Source organism: Klenkia sp. AC732 (genome assembly GCF_979256525.1).
In genome coordinates, this window is the sequence record NZ_CEEDOS010000041.1 from 20,614 (window position 1) to 41,245 (window position 20,632).

Below are 20,632 nucleotides of genomic sequence, written 5' to 3' on the forward strand. Positions count from 1 at the left end.
GTCCCCCGCAGCCCGGCGGTCAGCAGGGCCCTCCCCCGGGCCCGGGCCGGCCTGGCCAGCAGCAGCCCTGGGGCGGCCGTGAGGAGACCCGCCAGTTCGGCGCGGTCCCCGGCCAGCAGCAGGGTCCCCCCGCCGGTCCGGCACCCCACGGCCAGCAGGGACCCCAGGGCCCGCTCGGCCAGCCGGGCCAGCAGGGCCAGCCGGGCCAGCCGGGCCAGCCGAGCCAGCCGGGCCAGCCGGGCCAGTGGGGCGGTCCGTCGTCCCCGCCCCCGGCCGGCGCGTGGTCGCCGTCCAGCGGGCAGCCCGCACCGTGGGCCGCCCAGCCGGCCAAGCGGTCGCGGAAGAAGCCGCTGCTCATCGGGGGCGCCGCGCTGCTGGTGCTGCTGCTCGTCGCCGGCGGGGCCTTCTTCTTCCTGCGCGGCGGCGACTTCACCTACGCCGGGCGGGACGTGGTCGAGCCCGAGACGGTGCTCACCGACGCCGAGTCCGCCGTCGACGCCTACGTCGACAGCCGCGGTGGAGCGAGCTCCGACGACACCTCGTGCTGGTTCCGCCACCGCAACGCCGACACCACCGACATCGAGGACGACCTGGTCTGCGGGCCGGTGCTCTTCGTCGACGGCGACCCGGCGGAGGCCTACCTGCTCCTGCCGGTCACCCCGTCGGGCGGTGACGGCGACGTGACGCTGACCGTGGCCACCGAGCCCACCGACCCCGCGCCGCAGGCGCTGCCCGACGCCGACCTGCTCAGCCGGCCCGACGGCACCACCCCGCCGTCGGAGGTGGACCTGGAGCCGCCGGCGCCGCCGGCCGCGGAGCCCGGCTACGAGGCCACCGGCCCCTTCGAGGACGTCGAGCTGACCGCGCCCGAGGGCGTGGCCACGCTGTCCGGGCCCGCCGCGCGGGTCACCGTCACCGGGCTGGGCCAGGCCGACCGGGTGGGCGCCGGCGACGACGCCCTCCGGCCCGCCGACGGCGAGGTCTTCCGGGTCTTCAGCTACACGATCGACACCGGCGAGGGCCTGTCCAACGACCCGCCGGCGCTGAGCTACTCCGTCGACGGCGTCGAGACACCGGTGGACACCTCGCTCGTCGTCCCAGGTGCGACCGTCGAGGGCCTGGTGTCAGCCCCCGAGGACGCCGACGTCGCCCTGGTCGTCGTGGACGGCGAGGCGACCCAGTCGCTGTCGCTGGTCGACGGCAGCCCCGGTGACCAGAACCTCGTCGTCACCACGCGGGCCAACCGGGACGCCGACCCGGTCCCGGCCCAGCAGGTGCCCGGGGTCATCAGCGCGCCCGGCCGGGTGACCACCCCGTTCACCTTCACCGTCACGGTGCAGAGCGCCGAGCTGACCTGGTTCTCCGGCACCAACGTCACGGTTCGTCCCTCCGCCCCGGACCGGGCGTTCCTGCTCATCGACACCGACCTGGTCGCCGACGGGCTCAGCGCCGGCGAGGGGCCGGCGGAGTACTGGCGGCTGACGCTGCCCGACGGCACCGTGGTCGCCTCCCAGGACGTGGTGGCCGACCCCTCGCTGATCGCGACCGCCTTCGACGTGCCGGCCGACTTCACCACCGGCACGCTGACCTTCGGCGGGGTGTTCACCTACCCCGACACCGCGACGGTCGACTTCGGCGCGGCGACGCTGTCCTTCCCGGTCAGCATCCCGGCGGGCTGAGCGCAGCCGCGGGCACAGCGCCACAGCAGCACCGGACCGGCCCGTCCACCCCGATCGGGGTGGGCGGGCCGGTCCCGGCTCCAGGCCCCTGGCACCGGGTGCCGAAGAGGGAGCTGGGTGCCACCGGTCTCCAGACCCACGGGGACGCCGAGGTGGCCACGACAGACGGGGCTCCAGGCAGCATGTCCGACACCGACCGCACCACGATCGACGACGTCCTCGCCGAGGGCTCCGTCACCAGCGTCTTCCAGCCCATCGTCGACCTGGACAGCGGCCGGGTCGTGGCCTACGAGGCCCTCGCCCGCGGTCCGCAGGGCCCGCTGCACCGGCCCGACGACCTCTTCGCCGCAGCGCGCGCCGCCGGCCGGCTGGCCGAGCTGGACGCGCTGTGCCGCAGCGCCGCCTTCCAGGCCGCTGTCACCCAGGGCCTGCTGGCCCCGCTGACGGTCTTCGTCAACGTCGAGCCCGAGGTGCTGGACTCCGCGCCGCTCGCCGACCTGCTGGCGATCGCCGAGGCCGCCCCGGCGGAGCTGCGCATCGTCGTGGAGATCACCGAGCGGGCGCTGGCCACCCGGCCGGCCGAGCTGCTGCAGACCGTGCAGCGGATCCGTGAGATCGGCTGGGGCCTGGCCCTGGACGACGTCGGCGCGGACTCCATGTCGCTGGCCTTCATGCCGCTGCTGCGCCCGGACGTGGTCAAGCTCGACCTGCGCCTGGTGCAGGAGCGCCCCGGCCCCGAGGTCGCCGAGATCATGAACGCGGTCAACGCCTACGCCGAGCGGACCGGTGCGCTGGTGCTGGCCGAGGGCATCGAGACCGAGGAGCACCTGGTCAAGGCCCTGGCGCTGGGCGCCACCCTGGGCCAGGGCTGGATGTTCGGGCGCCCCCAGCCCGGCCCGGCCACCCAGTTCGCCACCGCCGAGCTGGTCCTGCCCCCGGTCGCCGCCGACCCGCCGGGCGTCGACGTCTCCCCCTTCGCCTGCCTGCCCCCCGGCACCGTGCTGCGACGCTCGCCCAAGCTGCTGCTCATCGAGTTGAGCAAGCAGCTGGAGCGGCACGCCATGCGCCTGGGCGAGACCTGCGTGATCGCCTCCACGTTCCAGGACGCCCGCCACTTCACCCCCTCCACCGTGGAGCGCTACCGCGAGCTCGCAGCCCGCACCGGGTTCGTCTGCGCCCTGGGCGACGGGCTCAGCGCCGAGCCGCTGCCCGGGGTCCGCGGCGCCACCCTGGCCGCCACCGACGAGGTCCGCGGCGAGTGGGACGTCACGGTGATCAGCCCGCACTTCAGCGCCGCCCTGCTGGCCCGCGACCTGGGCGACGACGGGCCGGACATGGAGCGCGTGTTCGAGTTCGCGCTGACCTACGACCGGGTCACCGTGGCCCGGGCGACGCACGCCCTGGTGTCCCGGGTCGCGGCCCGGGAGACCCGGCAGCCGGTCGCACTCCAGTCCCGCGCCACGGCCACCACCGCGGCCCGGGTCCCGGAGACCGCCGTCCCGACGGCGGCCGTGGAGGGCTTGCTGCACCGGGCCCTGGCGGCCACCACCAGCGGCGTCGTCATCGTCGACCTGACCCTGCCCGACCAGCCGATGGTCTTCGTCAACCGGGCCTTCGAGGAGCTGGCCGGCTTCACCCGGGAGCAGGTGCTGGGCCGCAACTGCCGCTTCCTGCAGGCCCCGGACACCGACCTGGCCGCCGTCGCCCGGATCCGGGAGGCCATCGCGGCCGGCCGGGAGTGCCGGGAGACGTTGCTCAACCACCGCGGTCCCGACCGCACGCCGTGGTGGAACGAGCTGCACCTGGCCCCGGTGACCGACGCCGCGGGCCGGGTCGTGCAGTACATCGGCGTGCAGAACGACGTCACCGCCCGGGTCGAGGCCGAGCGCCGGCTGACCCGGGAGCAGGACCGCACCCGGCAGTACCTGGCCCGGATCGAGGAGCTGGCCTACACCGACCCGCTCACCGGGCTGCCCAACCGGCGGCGCCTGCAGGAGCAGGTCGAGCTGGCGCTGTGGGAGGCCTCCGCGTCGTCCACCGCAGTGGGGCTGCTGTTCGTCGACCTGGACGGGTTCAAGGCGGTCAACGACCGGCTCGGGCACGCCGCGGGCGACGAGCTGCTGGTCACGGTGAGCCAGCGGCTGCGCGCCCGGCTGCGGCGCAGCGACCTGCTGGCCCGCCTGGGCGGCGACGAGTTCCTGGTGGCACTGCCCGGCCTGGACCCGGTCCAGGGCGCGGCCGAGGCCGACCGGGTCGCCGAGGTCCTCGCGCACGCGGTCCAGGCACCGATCGACCTGCGCGGGGAGGCGATCGTCGTCGGTGCGAGCATCGGCCGCGCCGTCACCCCCGACGACGGCTGCGACTTCGCCACCCTGCTGCACACCGCCGACCAGCGGATGTACGCCGTCAAGCAGCAGCTGTCCCGCCGGGCGCTCACCGGCTGAGCGCCCGCGGGGTCAGCCCCGCAGCTCGGCCAGGATCGGCTTGGCGACGGCAAGCGCGTGGTTGGCCGCGGGCACACCGGCGTAGACGGCGGTGTGCAGGCAGACCTCGGCGATCTCCCCGTCGGTCAACCCGTTGTGCACCGCCGCCTTCACGTGCAGCGCGAACTCGTCCCAGTGCCGCAGCGACGCGGTGATCGCCAGGGTCAGCATGCTGCGGGCGCGGCGGTCCAGGCCGGGCCGCTGCCACAGGTCGCCCCAGGCGACCCGGGTGATGAAGTCCTGGAAGTCCGCGGTCAGCGGGGTCACCGCAGCGACGGCCCGGTCGACGTGGGCGTCGCCCAGCACCTCACGCCGGGTGCGCATCCCGGCCTCGCGACGCTCCTCGTCGGTGCTCACGCGGTGCCGCCCAGGTGCGTGAGCAGCGCCTCGGTGACCCGCTCGGGCTGCTCGACGTTGGCGATGTGCGCGGCCGGGCTCAGCTCCAGCAGCCGGGCCCCGGGGATCGCCTCGGCCAGTGCCCGCTGGTGCTCCGGCGGCAGTGCGGGGTCCTCCAGCCCGGAGACGACCAGGGTGGGGGCGGTGATCGAGGCCAGGTCGGCGCGCTGGTCCATGCCGCCGACCGCGGCACAGCAGGAGGCGTAGCCCTCGTCGTCGGTGCCGGCGATGGTCGCCCGCATCTGCGCGACGTGGGCCGGGTGCTCGGCCGCCCAGGCCGGGGTGAACCAGCGGCCGACGACGGCGTCGGCCAGCGACGCGGTGCCCTCGGTGCGGGCGGTGTGCGCGCGGTCCCGCCAGGCGTCGGGGGCCCCGGTGTGCGCGGAGCTGCACAGCACCGCCAGTCGGTCCACCCGGTGCGGCTCCCGGACGGCCAGGCGCAGCCCGGTCATCCCGCCGATGGACAGCCCGACGACGTGCGCCCGCTCCACGCCCAGCCGGTCCAGGAGGGCGATCGCGTCGTCGGCCAGGTCGTCGATGGTGGCGTCGCCGGGGACGGTGGGCGAGCCGCCGTGTCCGCGGGTGTCGTAGCGGACCACCCGGTAGCGCTCGGTCAGCGCCGCCAGCTGCGGCTCCCACATGGCCATCGTGGCGCCCAGGGAGTTCGAGAGCAGGACCACCGGGGCGTCCCGGGGGCCCTCCACCACGTGGTGCACGTCGATCGGGGGCACGGCGTTCTCCTCAGCTCTGGGCGATGGTGTGCGCGGCGAGGGCGGCGTCCACCTGGGCGGCGGCCTCCCCGACGTCGGGGGTGGCGGCGGCCAGCAGGGCGGCGACGTCGACGTCGGTCCGCCCGCCGACGACGTCGGCCAGGGTGCGGCCCTCGCGGGCGGCCTGCCGGACGGCGTCGGCGGCCGCGTCGTGGGCCGGCCCGCGGCCCAGGCTGCCGGTGAGCGCGTCGGCCAGCGCCCCGGCCAGCGACGCCCCGGACGCGGCGTCGACGACGGCGGCCATCCGGGCGGTGTCCAGGGTCAGCCCGCCCAGGCAGTCGGCCAGCCAGGCGGCCGCCGAGCCCACGGTGGACAGCAGCGCGGAGAGGGTGGGCCACTCGCTGTGCCAGGCACCGGCGGAGCGCTCGTGCTCCTGCTCCATGGCGCCGAAGAGGGTGCCGACCAGCCCGGGGGCCCGGCGGGCGCAGGCCCGGGCCGAGATCGCCGCGACCGGGTTGCGCTTGTGCGGCATGGCGCTGGACCCACCCCGCACCTGACCGCCGAGGCCCTCCCCGGTCTCCTGGGCCTCGGCGACCTCGGTCTGGGCCAGCAGGACCACGTCGACCGCGACGGTGGCCACGATCCCGGCCGCGGCGCCGAGCGCGCCGGCCAGGTCGGCGACCGGCAGCCGGGTGGTCGCCCACGGCACCGCGGTGGTCTGCAGCCCCAGCTCGTCGGCCAGCGCGGCCCGCAGGTCCACCCCGGACCCGCCGCTGGCGGCCAGCGTGCCGACGGCCCCGCCGTACTGCACGGGCAGGGAAGCGTCGACGGCGGCCAGGCGCGCGCGGGCGCCGTCCAGACCGGCCAGCCAGACGGCGGCCTTGAGCCCGGCGGTGGTCGGCAGCGCCTGCTGCATCAGCGTGCGGCCGATCGTGACGTCGTCCCGGTGGGCGGCGGCGAGCCGGGCCGCGGCGTCCGCGGCGGCGGCCAGGTCGGCGTCGATGGCAACCAGGGCGCGGCGGGCCAGCAGCAGCATGGCGGTGTCCAGCACGTCCTGGCTGGTGGCGCCCACGTGCACGGCCCCGCCGGCGTGCGGGCCGACCGCGTCGGTGAGCACCCGGACCAGCGGGGGCACCGGGTTCCCGGCGTCGGCGGCCTGCGCGACCACCCGGGCCAGGTCCAGCGCGCCGGGCTGACCCGCGACCCGGGTGACCTCGGCGGCCGAGGTCTCGGCGACCAGCCCGCAGCGCGCGGCCGCCCGGGCGAGCGCGGCCTCGACGTCGAGCAGGGCCTGCAGCCAGGCGTCGTCCGACACCGCCGCGGCCGCTCCTCCGCGCGCGAACGTCCCGTCCCAGAGCCCCGTCACGGGCCCATCCTGGCCGACGTCGTCACACCGCGAAGAAGACGGTCTCGGCGTCCCCCTGCAGCCGGACGTCCAGCCACCAGCCGTCCTCGGTGGGCTGCGCGACCAGGGTGGCCCGGTCGGCCTCGGACAGCGCGGAGAGCACCGGGTCGGCGGCGTTGGCCTCGACCTCGTCGGCGAAGTACAGCCGGGTGACGACCCGGTCCAGCAGGCCGCGGGCGAACACCGAGACGTCGACGTGCGGGGCCTGCCAGCCGCCCTCGCCGTCGGGCACCGGGCCCGGCTTGAGGGTGCAGACGGCGTACTCGCCGTCCCCGGTGGAGGAGCGGCCGAAGCCGCGGAAGCCCGGCGTCGACGCCTCGCCGCGCGGGTCGTCGGGGTGCGCGAAGCGGCCGTCGGGGTCGGCCTGCCAGGTCTCCACCATCGCGTCGGGGACGACGTCGCCGTTGCCGTCGAGCACCCGGCCGCGCAGCCACACCGCCCCCGGCGTGCCCTCGGCGACGGCGAACGGGCCGTCCGGCCAGGTCAGCCCGATGGCCAGGTAGGGGCCGACGGTCGCGCTCGGCGTCGTGGGCAGGGTGACCGGCTCGTCGAGGAAGCCGGTGCCGCGGCGCGGGGTGCCGGGGCGCCGGTCGTTGGTCTCGTCGGCGTCCCGGACCAGCGGGGAGTCGTGGTCGGTCACGCGACGTCACCGTCGTCAGCACCGTCGTCGTGGCTCTCGAAGGGCGTCTGCTCGACGCCCCGCAGCACGATGTCCCAGCGGTACGCCAGCGCCCAGTCCGGCTGGGTGCGACCCAGGTCGAAGGTGGCGACGGCGCGGTCCCGGGCGGCCGGGGGGATGGCGTTGAAGATGGGGTCCTGACCGAAGAGGGGGTCGCCCGGGAAGTACATCTGGGTGACCAGGCGCTGGGTGAACGCCGTCCCGAACAGCGAGAAGTGGATGTGCGCCGGCCGCCAGGCGTTGTGGTGGTTGCCCCACGGGTACGCGCCGGGCTTGACGGTGGTGAACTCAAAGCGACCCAGCGCGTCGGTGACCACCCGGCCCAGCCCGTCGAAGTGCGGGTCCAGCGGGGCCGGCCAGTTGTCCACCACGTGCCGGTAGCGGCCGGCGGCGTTGGCCTGCCAGATCTCCAGCAGCGCCCCGGGCACCGGGCGTCCGCCGCTGTCCAGCACCCGGCCGAAGACGACGATCCGCTGGCCCTGGGCCTCCCCGCCGGAGCGCAGCGTCAGGTCGCCGTCGCCGGGGGCCACCCGGTCCTCCCCGAGCACCGGGCCGGTGACCTCGGTGAGCCGGTGCGGCAGGTCGACCGGGGTGCGCAGCGGTGCCCGGGTGCCGGTGGACCGGTAGCCGGGGGACGCGACCGGCGTGCGCTGGCCGGGGTCCTCCCGCAAGTAGCGCGGCAGCACCAGGCCACTGCTCGTCGGGGTGGCGGTCATGGCGGGGAACGTACGACGTGACGCCGGTCTCTGGCACTCTCGTGCTCCCACTCAGCGGAAGGACCACCGATGGCCGGCGGCAGCACCGGGGCGGGGCGGTCGGTGACCTCCCGTGCCCTGCGCGTCCTGGACGCCTTCGACGTCGACCACGCCCGGCTGACGCTGTCCGAGATCGCCGGGCGCAGCGACACCCCGCTGACCACGGCCCACCGGCTGATCGGCGAGCTGACCGCCTGGGGAGCACTGTCCCGGCGCCCGGACGGGCGCTACGAGATCGGCCGCAAGCTGTGGGACCTCGGGCTGCTGGCCCCGGTGCAGGCCGAGCTGCGCCAGGTGGCCAGCCCCTTCCTGCTCGACGTGCACACCGCGACCCGGGACACCGTCCACCTCGCCGTCCGGGACGGCGCGACCGCGCTCTACGTGGACCGGGTGTCGGGCCGGGAGTCCGTGCCGGTGGTCAGCCAGGTCGGCAGCCGGCTGCCGCTGCACGCCGTCGGCGTCGGCAAGGTGCTGCTCGCCGCCGCCCCCGACGACGTCGTCGAGCAGGTGCTGCGCTCCCTGACCCGGGAGACCCGGCACACCGTCGTCGAGCCGGCCCGCCTGGCCCGCGAGCTGGCCGAGGTCCGCCGGACCGGCGCCGCCCGGACGTCGGAGGAGATGAGCCTGGGCGCCGCCTCGGTCGCCGTCCCGGTGACGGTGGTGCGGGGGGCCGGGGGCCGGGCGGTGGTCGCCGCGGCGCTGGGCATCGTCGTCCCCACGCACCGGGCCGAGCGCGACCTCCCCCGACTGGTGCCGGTCCTGGAGGTCGCCGCCCGCGGCATCGGCCGCGAACTGGCCCGCACAGACGAGTTCCGCTGACCCCCCCACCCGGAGACCCCCAGCCGCGATGATCATGGGCTTCTCGCCGCTGGACACCCCGGTGACCGCGTGTCCAGCGGCAACGACCCCGTGATCACGGCCGGGGGCCCCGGCAGGGCGAGGGCGCTTCCGGCCAGTGGCAGGGCGGTCTCGCCGGGTGGACGTCATCGTGGTCACACTCCTGCCGTGCGTACTCAGGTGGGGATCATCGGGGCCGGTCCGGCCGGGCTGCTGCTGTCGCGGATGCTCGCGGTGCAGGGCATCGAGTCGGTCGTGCTGGAGAACCGGTCGCGGGACTACGTGGAGGCGCGGATCCGGGCCGGCATCCTCGAGCAGCACACCGTCGACACCCTCCGGGACGTCGGCATGGGCGCCCGGCTGGACCGCGAGGGCCTGGAGCACGACGGCATCTACCTGCAGTACCCGGGCACCCGGCACAAGCTGGACTTCCCCGAGCTGTGCGGGCGCAACGTGTGGATCTACGGCCAGTCCGAGGTGGTCAAGGACCTCATCGCCGCCCAGCTGGACGACGGTCCCCCGCTGCTCTTCGAGGTCTCCGACGTGCAGCCCCGCGACGTGGACACCGACTCCCCCTCCATCGCCTTCACCGACGCCGACGGCGTGGCCCAGGTGCTGGAGTGCGACGTGATCGCAGGCACCGACGGGTTCCACGGCGTCTCCCGGCCGATCGTCACCGCGGCCACCGACGGGCAGCTGTGGGAGCGCACCTACCCCTTCGCCTGGCTGGGCATCCTGGCCGACGTCGCCCCGAGCACCGACGACCTGATCTACGCCTGGCACCCCGACGGCTTCGCCATGCACTCGATGCGCTCGCCGTCGGTGTCGCGGCTGTACATCCAGGTCGACCCGACCGAGAAGATCGAGGACTGGTCCGACGACCGGGTCTGGGAGGCGCTGGCCACCCGGATGGCGCTGCCGGGCTGGGAGCTGCAGACCGGGCCGGTGACCGAGAAGTCGATCCTGCCGATGCGCTCGTTCGTGTCCTCCCCGATGCGGCACGGCCGGCTGTTCCTGGCCGGGGACGCCGCGCACATCGTGCCGCCGACCGGCGCCAAGGGGCTCAACCTCGCCGTCGCCGACGTGACCCTGCTGGCCGCGGCGCTGGTCCGGCTGCTGGCGGAGGAGGAGACCGACCTGGTCGACGCCTACTCGGACAAGGCGCTGGCCCGGGTCTGGCGGTGCACGCACTTCTCCTGGTGGATGACCTCGATGCTGCACACCCACGGCGACGAGTTCGACGCCCAGCTGCAGCTCTCGCAGCTGCAGCGGGTCTGCAGCTCGGAGGCGGCCGCCCGCGAGCTGGCCGAGATGTACACCGGGCTGCCGGTCGCCCCCTGAGGCTCACGCCCGGACGTCGACCCGCTCAGACTCGGGCTCGGTCGCCGTAGCCCGGCCGGAGCCGACCAGCGTGGCGACGACGCCGACCACCGCGTAGGCGGCCAGCACCCAGCACGCCTGGGCCACCCCGCTGCCGCCGAAGTAGACGATCCCGCGCACCGCGTCGGTGCCGGCGCCCGGCGGCAGCCACGGACCGATCGCGGACCAGAACGGCGGCAGCAACGGGGCCGGGTAGGCACCGCCGGCGCTGGGGTTGCCCAGGATGACGAACAGCACGATCGCCAGGCCGATGCCGACCAGCCCGGTCCACACCTGCAGCGCCATGGTGAAGGCGCCGACGGCGAAGACCAGCAGGGCCCCGAGGAGGGTGAGCGCCAGGGTGTGGCCGCCCTCCAGCGCGCCCAGGACCGGGCCGGCGATCAGCGCACCGCCCAGTCCGCTGACCAGCGCGTAGACGGCCAGCGCGCCCAGCCGGGTCGCACCCCGGCCCCGGGTGAGCGGCCGGGAGCCGGCGCTGATGCCGATGATCGAGGCGACCAGGTAGCCGCCCACCACCCAGCCCACGGCCAGGTAGAAGGCGGACAGGCCCCGGGCGTCGCCGTCCCCCGCGGGCAGGACGTCGGTGGTGGTCAGCGTGCGCGACTGCGCCGCGTCTACCGCGGTCAGCACCTGCTCCAGCGCCGCGCTCACCGCACCGCCCTCGGCGCCGGAGACCAGCAGCACGTCCGCGGTGCCGGTGCCGGGCAGGAACGCGCCGTCGACCTCCCGGTCGGCGATGGCCTGGCGGGCGGCGTCCTCGCTGTCGTAGGCGGTGGCGTCCAGCGGACTGCCGTCCAGGCCGTCGAGCTGGGTGACCAGGGAGTCCGCGGTGCCGGCCGGGGCGCCCGCGGGCGCGACGACGGCCAGCGGGACGTCCCGGGGGGTGGGCGAGTGGAACGCGCCGACGTAGCTGAGCACGAAGCCCAGCTGCAGCAGCAGGACGCCGACGACGAGGACCGCTGCGCGCCGGGTCACCCCCGGCAGCAGCTCCCGGCGGGGCGCCTCGTGCAGACCGTGCTGGCTCATCGTCTCTCCTCGATACCGATGCGTATCCGATACGCACGAGTATGCTCCGGGGCGTGGAACAGGCAAGCCCGATCGACGTGACGGTGCGCACCCGCCCACGCCGTGACGAGGTCCGCGCCCGGGTGCTCGCGGCCGCACGCGTCGTCTTCGCCGATCGCGGCTTCGCCGGGGCGAGCACCGACCAGGTCGCCGCCGCGGCCGGGTTCACCAAGGGCGCCGTCTACTCGAACTTCGGCAGCAAGGACGAGCTCTTCCTGGCCCTGATGGACGCCGAGGGCGCCGCGAGGGTCGCTGCCGTCGAGCAGGCCCTGGACGGCACCACCGACCTGCCCGGCGCCCTGGCCGTCGTCGGGGCCGAGCTGTCCCGCCGGGACACCTCGTGGCAGCTGCTCTACCTGGAGTTCTGGCAGCGTGCGGTCCGCGACCCCGACGTCCGGACGGCGTTCGTGGCCTCCCGCCGCGAGCTGCGTACCCGGGTCACGGAGGTGGTCGAGCGGTTCCTCGCCGACCACCCGGTGCGCACCGGCTGGGACGCCGGCAGCCTGACCCTGGTGCTCCTCGCGCTGACGAGCGGCCTGGCCCTGGAGGCCCTGCCCGACCCCGACGCCGTCCCCGACGACGTGCTGCCGCGGGTGCTGGCCGACCTGCTGGACGAGATCCCGTGAGGGCAGGCCGACACGCGGGCCGACACGTGGGACGAGTGGGGCGGGTGGGGCCAGGACTGTCACACTCGCCAGTGATCGGGCGGTGCCGTTCGGTGACTTCTGCTGGCGCGACGGAACGGTCCGCGCACGTACGGTCAGGACATGCTCTCGACGCTTCTGGTCATCGGTGGTGTGCTCGTCGCGCTGGTGCTGCTGCTGGTCCTCATCGTGACCCTCAGCGCCCGCCCCTCGGACAAGCGCGGCACCACCACGAGCTCGCGCACCCCGGGCTGGGTCGTCGACCAGGGCCAGAAGCACCCGGACGCGTGGTCGCCGCTGTCGAACACCAGCACCTCCATCCGCGCCACCCGCTGAGACAGGCGCACCGGAGCCGGTCCCCGGGACCGACCGTCGCGTCGGTGACCGTCGACGGGTCGCGGCCGTGACGCTGCTCCTCCCACTCGGCCGGCTGCTGACCGTCCTCGACCTCGCCACCCCCGGCCACCCCGACCCGCGGTCGGCTCACGGCTACGTGCAGGTCCTGGGAAACCCGGTCGGCCTGTCGGGGGCCGCCCTGCACCTCTGGTCGGCCTGCCACGGCCCCTTCGACGCCCCGGGACCCTGGGACCGCGACCACGCCGCGACCCGGGCCGTGGCGTGGGGACTGGACCCCGCCGACGTCGCGGCCGGCTGGACCGAGCTGGACACCGGAGGGCTCGTCGTGGACCTGGTGGACGACGTCGACGGCCGCCGGGCGTGGGCGCGTTCGCACACCCTGCACCCGCTGGTGCCCGGCCTCGGCGAGGTGCCGGGGGCGCCCGGCCTGCACCACCTCGGCCTGCCCGGCGTGCCGGCTCTCCCCCTGGTGCAGGTCTCCCGGGCGCTGCGCGACGTGTGCGCGTGGGGTCCGCTCTTCGCCGACGTCTGGGCCGACGTCGACTGGCACGCCGCCGGGTACCGGGACACCGGGGCCGACGAGCCGCGGCTCACCGATCCCGACCTGCTGCTGGCCGACCTGGTGGCGTCCCTGCCGGCGCTGCTGTCGACCCGGACCGCCCACCTCGACCCGTCCTCGACGGCGGGGGGTGCACCGTGAGCGGCGGTCCGTGGCTGCTGCCGGTCGGCTACCGCCTGGGCGCCGAGACCCTGCCGCGCCCGGTGGCCGGGTCGGTGCGGCTGGGCTGGCGGCGCCTGGGTCTGGACGCCGACCAGACCCGGGTCTGGGACCTCGCGCACGGTGCGGTCGAGGACACCGACCACGGCCGGGACCTGCTGGTGGAGCGGGCCGCCGGCCTCGGCGTGCCCTCCCCTGCCGCCGTGGTGGCCCGGCTGACGGAGCGCTCGCTGCTGGTCGAGCTGCCCGTGGGCGGACCCGACCTCCTCGCCGCGGCCGGTCGGCTGCGGGCCCGCCCGCTGCTGACCGGGCTCGGCATCGGCCGCGACGGCAGCACGAGCGTGCTCGGCCTGCCCGGGTACCCGGTGCTCGAGCTGTCCCGGTCGAGCATCCGGCGGTGGGAGGACACCGCCGCCTCACCGGACCTGGTGGAGGCCGCCGAGCTCGCCGTCCTGCGGGCCTGGGACCAGGCCGACCCCGACGTCGACGCCGATGCCGCGCCGACGCCGACCACCGCCGAGGTGGCCGGTGCGCTGGTGGGCGTGGTCGCCGACCTGCCCGCCCTGCTCGCCCGCAGCTGCGGCTACCTGGACCTCGCCGACCCCGCCGTCTGAGTCCGCCGGCGACGGCCGGTCCTGCAGCTCGATCGTCGACGCTGGACCGGTCCGGCGGGTGTCCCCGGCGGGTCAGTCACCGATCATCAGCTCCGCCGCCCGCTCCCCGATCGCCACCGCGGTGGCGGCGGGACCGCGGGTGGGCACCGTGGGCAGCACCGAGGTGTCCACCACCCGGAGCCCATCGACCCCACGCACCCGCAGGTGCTGGTCCACCACCGCGCCCGGGTCGTCGTCGGGGCCCATCCGGGCGCTGCCGGCCAGGTGGATCGCGGTGGCCAGGTGCGCCACGGCCCACGCGTCGAGCGCCCGGTCGTCGGCCAGCACGTCGTCGGGCAGCCCGGTGCGCGCGGCCACCAGCGGTGCCATCGCCCTCGTCCGCAGCAGGTCCGCGGCCAGCCGGACGACGGCCCGCACCTGCCGGCGGTCGGCCTCGGCGGTGAGGTACCGGTACTCGATCCGCGGCTGCACGGACGGGTCTGCGCTGGTCAGCGACAGCCGGCCGCGGCTCTCCTCGGCCTGCAGGGCGACGCCCAGGTACAGGTCGTCCCGGGTCCGGGCCTGCTGCCACAGCTTCTGCAGCGACGTCCCCCGCAGGGCCCGCAGGGTGGCCGCCGGGCGGCGCAGCACCTCGGTGAGCCCGGACAGCGCGTGCCCGTCCGAGCGGGACAGCATCACCCTGCTGAACGGCTTGAGCCACGGCATGACCTCGAGGTGGTCGGTCGTGTTCAGCGCGGTGGTCAACGGCAGCATCCCGCGGCGCATCGGGGTGGCCCGGGCAGGCTGGTACGTGACGTAGAGGTCGGGGTGGTCGGTGAAGTCGGCGCCCACCCCGGGCAGGTCCAGCAGCGGGGTCACCCCGGCGGCGCGCAGCTGGTCGGCCGGGCCGATGCCCGAGAGCATCAGCAGGTGCGGCGAGCCCACGGCACCGCAGGCCAGGACCACCTCGGCCGCCCGGTGCTCGGTGCCGTCGGCGGTGCGCACGCCGACCGCCCGGCCCCGCTCGACCAGCACCCGGACGACGGGGCTGTCCCCGCGCACCGTCAGCCCGGGGTGCGCGCGGCGCGGGGAGAGGTAGGCCATCGCGGTGTTCACCCGGACGCCGTCCCGGACGTTGACCGGCACCGGCCCCACCCCCGGCGCGGCGTCGCCGTTCTTGTCCGGCTCCGACGGGTGGCCCAGCTCGAGGCAGGCCGCGGTGAAGGCGTCGCTGACCGGGTGCGGGGCGGTGGTGCGGGTGACCGGCATCGGGCCGGTGGTGCCGTGCAGCGGGTCGCTCTCGCTGCGCTCGAAGCTGGGCAGCAGGGCCTCGTGGGACCACAGGTCGTTGCCGCGGGCGGCCCAGCCGTCGCAGTCGGCGCGGGTGGCCCGGATGAAGTAGGTGCCGTTCAGCGCACTGGAGCCCCCCAGCACGCGGCCCCGGGGGACCGGCCAGCGGACGCCCTCGGTGAGCTCGCCGGTGAGGTCCCAGTTCGCCGGGTGCCCGGGGACGGCGGCGCCCATCGTGGCCGCGTCCCGGACCGTCGCCGGGAAGTCCTCGGGCTGCCGGTGGTCCGCCCCGGCCTCCAACAGCAGGACGGTCCGCCCGGCGTCCACCAGCCGGGCCGCGAAGGCGCAGCCCGCCGACCCGCCACCGACCACGACGACGTCGTACCCGGTCACCGGACCCCCTCCGGCGACACCAGCACCGTCCCCGCCCGCACCCGGGCGGCGTCCTCGGGGTGCAGCCCGATCCCGAGCACGACGCCGGCGGCCAGCTCGCCCGAGCGCAGCTGCCCGACCACCCACGGGCCCCGGCCGGTCAGCCGCTGCGACTCCGTGACCTCGAACCTGGTCACAGCCCCAGGACCCCCGGCAGGTCCAGCCGGCGGACCTTGCCCGTGGACGTGCGCGGCAGCTCCCCCACCGGGTGCAGCGACTTGGGCCGCTTGGCCGGCGCCAGCCGCTCCCGCGCCCAGGCACCCAGCTCCTGCGCCGTCACCGCACCGACGTAGGCCGCGACCACCCGCTGCCCCCAGTCCTCGTCCGGGACGCCGACCACCGCGGACTCCACCACCGCGGGGTGCGCGTCCAGGACGGCCTCCACCTCGGCCGGGTAGACGTTCACCCCGCCGGAGATGACCAGGTCCTCCCGGCGGCCGTCCAGCCAGACCACGCCGTCCGCGTCGACCCGGCCCAGGTCGCCGACGGTGACCCGGTCGCCGTCCCAGGCGGCAGCGGTCTTGTCCGGGGCGCGCCAGTACTCGAACCGGGCCCACCGCGGGACGGCGCACCACAGCTGGCCGCGCTCGTCGGTGCTGAGCGTCCGCCCCGGCCGGGCGCGCCCGACGCTGCCGGGGTGGGCCAGCCAGTCGGCGGTGGAGCAGACGGTGAACTGGGCCTCGGTGGAGCCGTAGAACTCCCACACCGACCCCTCGGGCAGCGCGGCGACGACGGCCCGCTTCACCGGCTCCGGGCAGGGCGCCCCCGCGTGCGCGAGCAGCCGGAAGGAGGACCAGTCGACGTCCTCGCGCAGCAGCCGCTGCAGGTGGGTGGGCACGCAGAACGCCGTCGTCGGCCGCTCCCGGGTGATGACGGCGGCCGCGCGTGCCGCGTCGAAGGGCCCGGGCAGCAGCACCTCACCACCGGCCAGCAGGGTGTGCGCGGCGAAGCGCAGCGGCGCGGAGTGGTGCAGCGGGGACAGCACGAGGTGCCGGTCGGCCGGGCCGAAGCCCCACAGGTCGATCTCCTCGGTGGCCAGTGCGCGGGCGTCGTCGTCCCCGAGCACCCCGGACCACACGCCCTTGCGGCGGCCCGTCGTCCCGGACGTGTAGTGCATCGGACGGGCCAGCGGGAACGGCGCGAGCGCCGTCTCGGCGTCACCCAGCACGGCGGCGGGGTCGTCGCCCAGGTCCAGCGCGGGGTCCGCGTCGGCCACCAGCTCGGCCCGCTCACCCGCCGGCAGCGCCGGGTCCAGCACCACCGGGACGACGCCGGTCCGCAGCGCGCCCAGCACCGCGGCCAGCAGTGCCGGGGACGCCGAGGCCGACACCACCACGCGGTCCCCGCGGCCGACCCCGCGGGCGACCAGCCCGGCGGCGGCGCGACGCTGGTCGACCTCGCTGTCGGCCGCGCGCACCACCGGGACGTCGGTCAGCACGGCAGCGCCGCCGGTGCCTGGCCACGGCGCACGAGTTCCGCCTGGACGGCCTGCAACCGGCTCCGCCGCTCGCCCAGCCGCTGCTCGAGCCGGACCCGGGTGAACTGCTCGGGGTCCCCGACCAGCGGCACGGGGCGGCCGAAGCGCTTCATCAGCGGGACGGCCGCCTTGCCCTGGGGCACCAGGGCGAGCAGCTCGCCGGTGGCCTGCACCGAACCGATCAGCAGGGTGCGGGCGTTCTCGAGCTGCTCGACCGACCAGGTCGCGGGGTCCCCGCCGGCCAGCACGTCGAACCGGTCGGCCAGGTACAGCAGGTCCCCGCCACCCAGCGCCGGGGCCGATCCCGGCCGCCCCCACGCCCACGGGTCTGCCGGGTCCGCGGCGTCGGCGGCCCGCAGGGAGAACACCTGCACCACGCCCACCCCGCAGGCCGGGCAGGGCCCGTTCCAGGCCCAGCCCTGCGCGCCGGAGTCCGCGACCGGGGTCATGCCCTGCACCGGCAGCGGCCGGCCGCAGGTGTGCGTGCGGGCCTCCAGCAGCATGGCCAGCTCCCGCACGCCACGGACCGCGGGCCCACCGCGCAGCAGCACCCGGCTCGGCCACTCCCGCGCCGCCCGGGCCTGCAGCGGCAGCACGGGGAGCCACGCCACCGCCAGGACGACGAACGGGGCCAGCATGGAGGGCTCCTGCGGGTTGCCGTCGCCGTAGACGTACCAGAGCAGGAAGGCCCCGATGACGCCGCAGACGACGGTGGCCAGCCGGGCGACGAAGAAGCCCTGCTGGTAGTCCCCGGAGTGCAGCGCCCGCTTCACCCCACGCCAGGACAGCGCGCTGAGCAGGAACAGCGTCCCGGAGAACAGCACCGTCTTGACCAGCGACAGGAACACCCCGTCCGGCCCGGTCCAGGTGGCCGCCAGCAGCCACAGCGACAGCACGAGCAGGCCCAGCGGCATCAACGCCATCAGCGCGACACCGACGAGCACCGACACCGGGGGGCGCAGCTCGCGCAGACCGCGCAGCACCTCCCGGGTGGGCGGCCCCTCCCCCGCCGGGGGCCGGGCCGCGGCCAGGACCTTGCGCGTCTCCATCAACGGCGGCAGCTGCCCGGGCCGGCTCATGACCCGACCCTGACACACGGCGGGCGCGGCCACAGCCGTCGTCCGCAGGTCCGCGTGCTCCGCGCAGCGCGCACGGCCCGCCACTAGGCTCGGCCGCGACGACCGGACGAGGGAGGACCAGTGCCCAGCGAGGCCGAGGCCGCACGAGCACAGTCCTGGCAGGCTGCCCACGCGCAGGCCGACGACGGCCGGTTCGAGCCGCGGGTGCTCTCGGCGCTGCGCGCGGCCGGGTGGGTACCCGGTCGGGCGCTGGAGCCCGGCCTCCTGGAGGACTGGGAGGACGACATGGCGGCCCTGAGCCGGTTGGTGCCGGCGGTCTCTGCCCACCCGCTCGCCCGGGCGGCGGTCTCGGAGTTCGGGGGGCTGCACCTGGAGGTGGCGGGGACCCCACCCGTCCTGGTCTACCCCGCCGACGAGCACCTCGACCCGGAGGCCGCACTCACCGCGTCCCGGGAGGTCGACGAGGCCCTCGCCCCGATCGCCCTGGTCGCCGACGGGTGGCCCACCACCGTGGTCACGACGTCCACGGGTCGGACGCTGGCCGTCCGTGGCGGCCGCGTCCACCCCCTGGGGCCCGACGTCGTCTCCGGGCTCACGTCACTGCTCCTCGGGCCCACCCCCGACACGGGCGTGCCGGCGTGAGCGCACCGCTGCTCTTCCCCGTGGGCCACCTGCTGGGTGCCTCCTACCCGCGCGCCGGGTCTCCCGAGCACGTCGTCCAGGTCCGGGTCGGCCCCGAGGTCGTCGACCTCGACGACACGTCCTTCTCGCTGTGGGCGCTGGCCCACGGCCTCCCCGGGCACGGCCCCGAGGACCCGTGGACCCGCGAGGCCGTGGAGCAGGCCGCCCAGGCACAGGGGCTGACCGACGCCGCCGCCCTCCTCGACGCGCTGCTCACCGACCGGCTGCTCGTCGAGGTGGCGGTGGAGCCGGCTCCGGCCGTGGCCTTCGCGGAGCAGCACCGCCTGCTCCCGCTCGTCGAGGGCCTCGGCAACGACCCGGACGCACCCCAGCTGTGGTCCGTCGGTCCCCCTGGGCAACCCCTGGTGACGGTGACGGCGGCCGCCTTCGACCTCTTCGAGTGGGCGCACATGGACACCGACCTGTGGGCTGCGTGCCAGGCCGCCGCCCGGAGCGCCCGTGGTGTCGGACGCACCGACCCGGTGTCGACCGAACCGGAGCTGCTGCTGCTGGCCCTGGTGGAGAGCCTGCACCAGCTGACGACCCCCGGGGTCGTCTGCCTGGACACCCGGCTGGCCGCCTCGTGACCCGCCTGCTCGCCGTCGGCCACTCGATGGGCCCGGTGCACCTGACCCCCGGCGCGGCACCGGACCACCACGCCGTCCGCATCGGGTGGGAGTCCCACCGCCTCAGCGACCCCGACCAGGTGGTCGTCTGGCGGCTGGCCCACGGTGACCCGGAGGGGGTCCCGGCCACACCGGAGAGCGTGTCGTCGGCGGCCACCGCTGCCGGGGTGCGCGACCCCGGGGGCGCCCTGGCGTCCTTGGTCGGTCCCGGCCTGGTCGTCGAGGTCGCAGAGGAGAACGCCGAGGCCTTCGCGCGGGCGCACCGGGTCCAGCCGCTGCTGGCCGGGCTGGGCAACAGCGCCGAGGACCCCATGGACTCGATCGGGTTGCTCGGTCTCCCGCCGGCGGCCCGGGTCCGCCCGCGGGTGTTCGAGGTCTGGCGCTGGGCCCACCTGTGGCCGGACCTGTGGTCGGCCGCCGAGGGCCTGGCCGCAGCGGGCGCCGGGGACGACGGCGAGCCCCGCTCGACCGCCGCCGACGAGCTGCTCGGGCTCCTGGACGCGGTCCAGGAGCTGCTGTCGGCCGGCGCCGTCCACCTCGACGTCGCCCGCGGGGGCCGACCGGTCCGCCGGCACGAGCTCCGACCGCTGCGCTGACCCGGCCCACCCCGACTCCGGCCCGCTGACCGGGTCGCTCAGCGGGCGGGCGCCCGGTCCCGGGTGAGTGCGGCGACCGCGTCGTCCACCGGGCCCAGGTGGCGCTCGCGCCCGAGCTCCGCTGCCGCGTGCTCGGGCAGGACGCGCTCGCGGCCGGTGAGCGCGGGTGAGTCGTCGGTCCAGCGCACCTCGACCTCACGCAGCACACCGTGCGGCTCCTCGGGGCCCGCCGGGCACAGCACGCCCCAGAACGCGTGGCGCAGCCAGTCGCGCGGCAGCCCGACCTCGGCCGGCAGCTCGGCCAGCAGGGCCGCCACCGGCAGGACGACGCCGCGGTCGGGCACCCCGTCCAGCCCGGCCAGCAGCACCACCGGGCGACCGTGCGGGGTCACCGAGACGCGCACCAGCAGGCGCAGGGACCGGCCATGGGGGCCGGCGAGGGAGACCAGGGCGCTGACGGTCCGCCGGTCGCCCTCGACGTCCACGGTGAAGCACTCCCCGGTGGCCGGTCCCCAGACCGGTCCGGCGGGGGCGTGCGGCGGCCCGGCCGGCGGGTGCACCGGCCGTCCCCCCGGCGCTCGCGGCGGCACGGGCGGAAGTGGCCGCGGCAGCCCCGTCTGCGGAGGACCGGACGGGTGCCGGGGCGGTGTCGGAGCCCCACCGGGACGCCCTGGCTGGGTCGGGGGGGCCGCCGGCCAGTCCGGCTCCCTGTCGTTGGCCGCGGCCCGGGACGCGCACGCCCGCCGGGTG

At 76.3% G+C, this 20,632-nt stretch carries 21 protein-coding genes and 1 pseudogene; 11 read left to right on the top strand and 11 right to left on the bottom strand.

Going from position 1 to position 20,632, the window contains the following annotated elements; all coding sequences use genetic code 11:
• Both AC0IVP_RS17615 and AC0IVP_RS17620 read left to right on the top strand, forming a co-directional pair.
• A pseudogene (locus tag AC0IVP_RS17615) lies at positions 1–1,679 on the top strand (hypothetical protein); the annotation flags it as partial.
• Between the two features lie 182 nt (positions 1,680–1,861).
• The gene (locus AC0IVP_RS17620; protein WP_471758222.1) at positions 1,862–4,123 is read left to right on the top strand and encodes a diguanylate cyclase domain-containing protein; all 2,262 of its coding nucleotides are present in this window, start codon (positions 1,862–1,864) and stop codon (positions 4,121–4,123) included.
• Positions 4,124–4,135: 12 nt separating this feature from the next.
• Here the strand turns inward: AC0IVP_RS17620 and pcaC are convergent, their stop codons facing one another.
• Genes pcaC through pcaH form a run of 5 tightly spaced genes read right to left on the bottom strand, consistent with a single transcriptional unit; the run spans position 4,136 to position 8,068 of the window.
• On the bottom strand, positions 4,136–4,519 hold the full coding sequence (pcaC, locus tag AC0IVP_RS17625; RefSeq protein WP_471758224.1) for a 4-carboxymuconolactone decarboxylase: 384 nt from the start codon (positions 4,517–4,519) through the stop codon (positions 4,136–4,138).
• The gene (gene pcaD, locus AC0IVP_RS17630) at positions 4,516–5,289 is read right to left on the bottom strand and encodes a 3-oxoadipate enol-lactonase (protein WP_471758226.1); all 774 of its coding nucleotides are present in this window, start codon (positions 5,287–5,289) and stop codon (positions 4,516–4,518) included. The genes pcaC and pcaD overlap by 4 nt, the downstream gene beginning before the upstream one ends.
• A 10-nt stretch (positions 5,290–5,299) precedes the next feature.
• Positions 5,300–6,634 carry a lyase family protein gene (locus AC0IVP_RS17635; protein WP_471758228.1) on the bottom strand — a complete coding sequence of 445 codons (1,335 nt, stop codon included), beginning with the start codon at positions 6,632–6,634 and terminating at the stop codon, positions 5,300–5,302.
• A gap of 22 nt (positions 6,635–6,656) precedes the next feature.
• Entirely contained in the window at positions 6,657–7,313 is a 657-nt protein-coding gene (pcaG, locus tag AC0IVP_RS17640) for a protocatechuate 3,4-dioxygenase subunit alpha (protein WP_471758230.1), read from the bottom strand.
• Complete coding sequence (gene pcaH / locus AC0IVP_RS17645) at positions 7,310–8,068, bottom strand: protocatechuate 3,4-dioxygenase subunit beta (RefSeq protein ID WP_056289735.1); 759 nt, start codon at positions 8,066–8,068, stop codon at positions 7,310–7,312. Before pcaH ends, pcaG begins: the two co-directional genes overlap by 4 nt.
• A gap of 69 nt (positions 8,069–8,137) precedes the next feature.
• Here pcaH and AC0IVP_RS17650 point away from each other — a divergent pair, with 69 nt between their 5' ends.
• Complete coding sequence (locus tag AC0IVP_RS17650; protein ID WP_056289738.1) at positions 8,138–8,926, top strand: IclR family transcriptional regulator; 789 nt, start codon at positions 8,138–8,140, stop codon at positions 8,924–8,926.
• Positions 8,927–9,112: 186 nt separating this feature from the next.
• Positions 9,113–10,285 (top strand): 4-hydroxybenzoate 3-monooxygenase, encoded by a 1,173-nt coding sequence (locus tag AC0IVP_RS17655; protein ID WP_471758232.1) that lies wholly within the window; start codon positions 9,113–9,115, stop codon positions 10,283–10,285.
• A 3-nt stretch (positions 10,286–10,288) separates the two neighbouring features.
• Here the strand turns inward: AC0IVP_RS17655 and AC0IVP_RS17660 are convergent, their stop codons facing one another.
• Entirely contained in the window at positions 10,289–11,350 is a 1,062-nt protein-coding gene (locus AC0IVP_RS17660) for an ABC transporter permease (RefSeq protein ID WP_471758234.1), read from the bottom strand.
• 53 nt (positions 11,351–11,403) lie between these two features.
• Between AC0IVP_RS17660 and AC0IVP_RS17665 the strand changes: the two genes are divergently transcribed.
• The 4 genes from AC0IVP_RS17665 to AC0IVP_RS17680 all read left to right on the top strand — a co-directional run bounded on the left by AC0IVP_RS17665 (position 11,404) and on the right by AC0IVP_RS17680 (position 13,722).
• Complete coding sequence (locus AC0IVP_RS17665; protein WP_471758236.1) at positions 11,404–12,015, top strand: TetR/AcrR family transcriptional regulator; 612 nt, start codon at positions 11,404–11,406, stop codon at positions 12,013–12,015.
• Positions 12,016–12,156: 141 nt separating this feature from the next.
• Positions 12,157–12,369 (top strand): hypothetical protein, encoded by a 213-nt coding sequence (locus tag AC0IVP_RS17670; protein ID WP_056289752.1) that lies wholly within the window; start codon positions 12,157–12,159, stop codon positions 12,367–12,369.
• A 67-nt stretch (positions 12,370–12,436) separates the two neighbouring features.
• A complete protein-coding gene (locus tag AC0IVP_RS17675) occupies positions 12,437–13,090 on the top strand; it encodes a hypothetical protein (protein WP_471758238.1) in 654 nt (217 codons plus the stop codon).
• The gene (locus AC0IVP_RS17680) at positions 13,087–13,722 is read left to right on the top strand and encodes a hypothetical protein (RefSeq protein WP_056289759.1); all 636 of its coding nucleotides are present in this window, start codon (positions 13,087–13,089) and stop codon (positions 13,720–13,722) included. Before AC0IVP_RS17675 ends, AC0IVP_RS17680 begins: the two co-directional genes overlap by 4 nt.
• 72 nt (positions 13,723–13,794) lie before the next feature.
• Here AC0IVP_RS17680 and AC0IVP_RS17685 read toward each other — a convergent pair whose 3' ends face one another.
• The 4 genes from AC0IVP_RS17685 to AC0IVP_RS17700 are packed head-to-tail and all read right to left on the bottom strand — an operon-like array spanning position 13,795 to position 17,979.
• On the bottom strand, positions 13,795–15,384 hold the full coding sequence (locus AC0IVP_RS17685; RefSeq protein WP_471758240.1) for a GMC family oxidoreductase: 1,590 nt from the start codon (positions 15,382–15,384) through the stop codon (positions 13,795–13,797).
• A complete protein-coding gene (locus AC0IVP_RS17690; protein WP_471758242.1) occupies positions 15,381–15,560 on the bottom strand; it encodes a hypothetical protein in 180 nt (59 codons plus the stop codon). Before AC0IVP_RS17690 ends, AC0IVP_RS17685 begins: the two co-directional genes overlap by 4 nt.
• Positions 15,557–16,861, bottom strand: coding sequence for a class I adenylate-forming enzyme family protein (locus tag AC0IVP_RS17695; RefSeq protein ID WP_471758244.1), 1,305 nt, complete (start codon positions 16,859–16,861; stop codon positions 15,557–15,559). The genes AC0IVP_RS17690 and AC0IVP_RS17695 overlap by 4 nt, the downstream gene beginning before the upstream one ends.
• Positions 16,855–17,979 (bottom strand): YidH family protein, encoded by a 1,125-nt coding sequence (locus AC0IVP_RS17700; RefSeq protein WP_471758246.1) that lies wholly within the window; start codon positions 17,977–17,979, stop codon positions 16,855–16,857. The genes AC0IVP_RS17695 and AC0IVP_RS17700 overlap by 7 nt, the downstream gene beginning before the upstream one ends.
• Positions 17,980–18,099: 120 nt before the next feature.
• On the opposite strand from AC0IVP_RS17700, the gene AC0IVP_RS17705 reads away from it, so the two are divergent.
• Genes AC0IVP_RS17705 through AC0IVP_RS17715 form a run of 3 tightly spaced genes read left to right on the top strand, consistent with a single transcriptional unit; the run spans position 18,100 to position 19,882 of the window.
• Positions 18,100–18,621: an SUKH-3 domain-containing protein gene (locus AC0IVP_RS17705; RefSeq protein WP_056289771.1), complete on the top strand. Its 522-nt coding sequence runs from the start codon at positions 18,100–18,102 to the stop codon at positions 18,619–18,621.
• Positions 18,618–19,247 carry a hypothetical protein gene (locus tag AC0IVP_RS17710; RefSeq protein ID WP_471758248.1) on the top strand — a complete coding sequence of 210 codons (630 nt, stop codon included), beginning with the start codon at positions 18,618–18,620 and terminating at the stop codon, positions 19,245–19,247. The genes AC0IVP_RS17705 and AC0IVP_RS17710 overlap by 4 nt, the downstream gene beginning before the upstream one ends.
• Positions 19,244–19,882 (top strand): hypothetical protein, encoded by a 639-nt coding sequence (locus AC0IVP_RS17715; protein ID WP_471758250.1) that lies wholly within the window; start codon positions 19,244–19,246, stop codon positions 19,880–19,882. The genes AC0IVP_RS17710 and AC0IVP_RS17715 overlap by 4 nt, the downstream gene beginning before the upstream one ends.
• A gap of 38 nt (positions 19,883–19,920) precedes the next feature.
• On the opposite strand, the gene AC0IVP_RS17720 is transcribed toward AC0IVP_RS17715, so the two are convergent.
• Positions 19,921–20,442: a hypothetical protein gene (locus AC0IVP_RS17720; protein ID WP_471758252.1), complete on the bottom strand. Its 522-nt coding sequence runs from the start codon at positions 20,440–20,442 to the stop codon at positions 19,921–19,923.
• Positions 20,443–20,632: the final 190 nt, after the last annotated feature.

Excerpts from the sequence above, each read along its gene's own strand:
- AC0IVP_RS17650 (WP_056289738.1), top strand. The coding sequence starts at position 8,138 with ATGGCCGGCGGCAGCACCGGGGCGGGGCGGTCGGTGACCTCCCGTGCC.
- AC0IVP_RS17660 (WP_471758234.1), bottom strand. The coding sequence starts at position 11,350 with ATGAGCCAGCACGGTCTGCACGAGGCGCCCCGCCGGGAGCTGCTGCCG.
- AC0IVP_RS17700 (WP_471758246.1), bottom strand. The coding sequence starts at position 17,979 with ATGAGCCGGCCCGGGCAGCTGCCGCCGTTGATGGAGACGCGCAAGGTC.
- AC0IVP_RS17670 (WP_056289752.1), top strand. The coding sequence starts at position 12,157 with ATGCTCTCGACGCTTCTGGTCATCGGTGGTGTGCTCGTCGCGCTGGTG.
- AC0IVP_RS17620 (WP_471758222.1), top strand. The coding sequence starts at position 1,862 with ATGTCCGACACCGACCGCACCACGATCGACGACGTCCTCGCCGAGGGC.
- pcaH (WP_056289735.1), bottom strand. The coding sequence starts at position 8,068 with ATGACCGCCACCCCGACGAGCAGTGGCCTGGTGCTGCCGCGCTACTTG.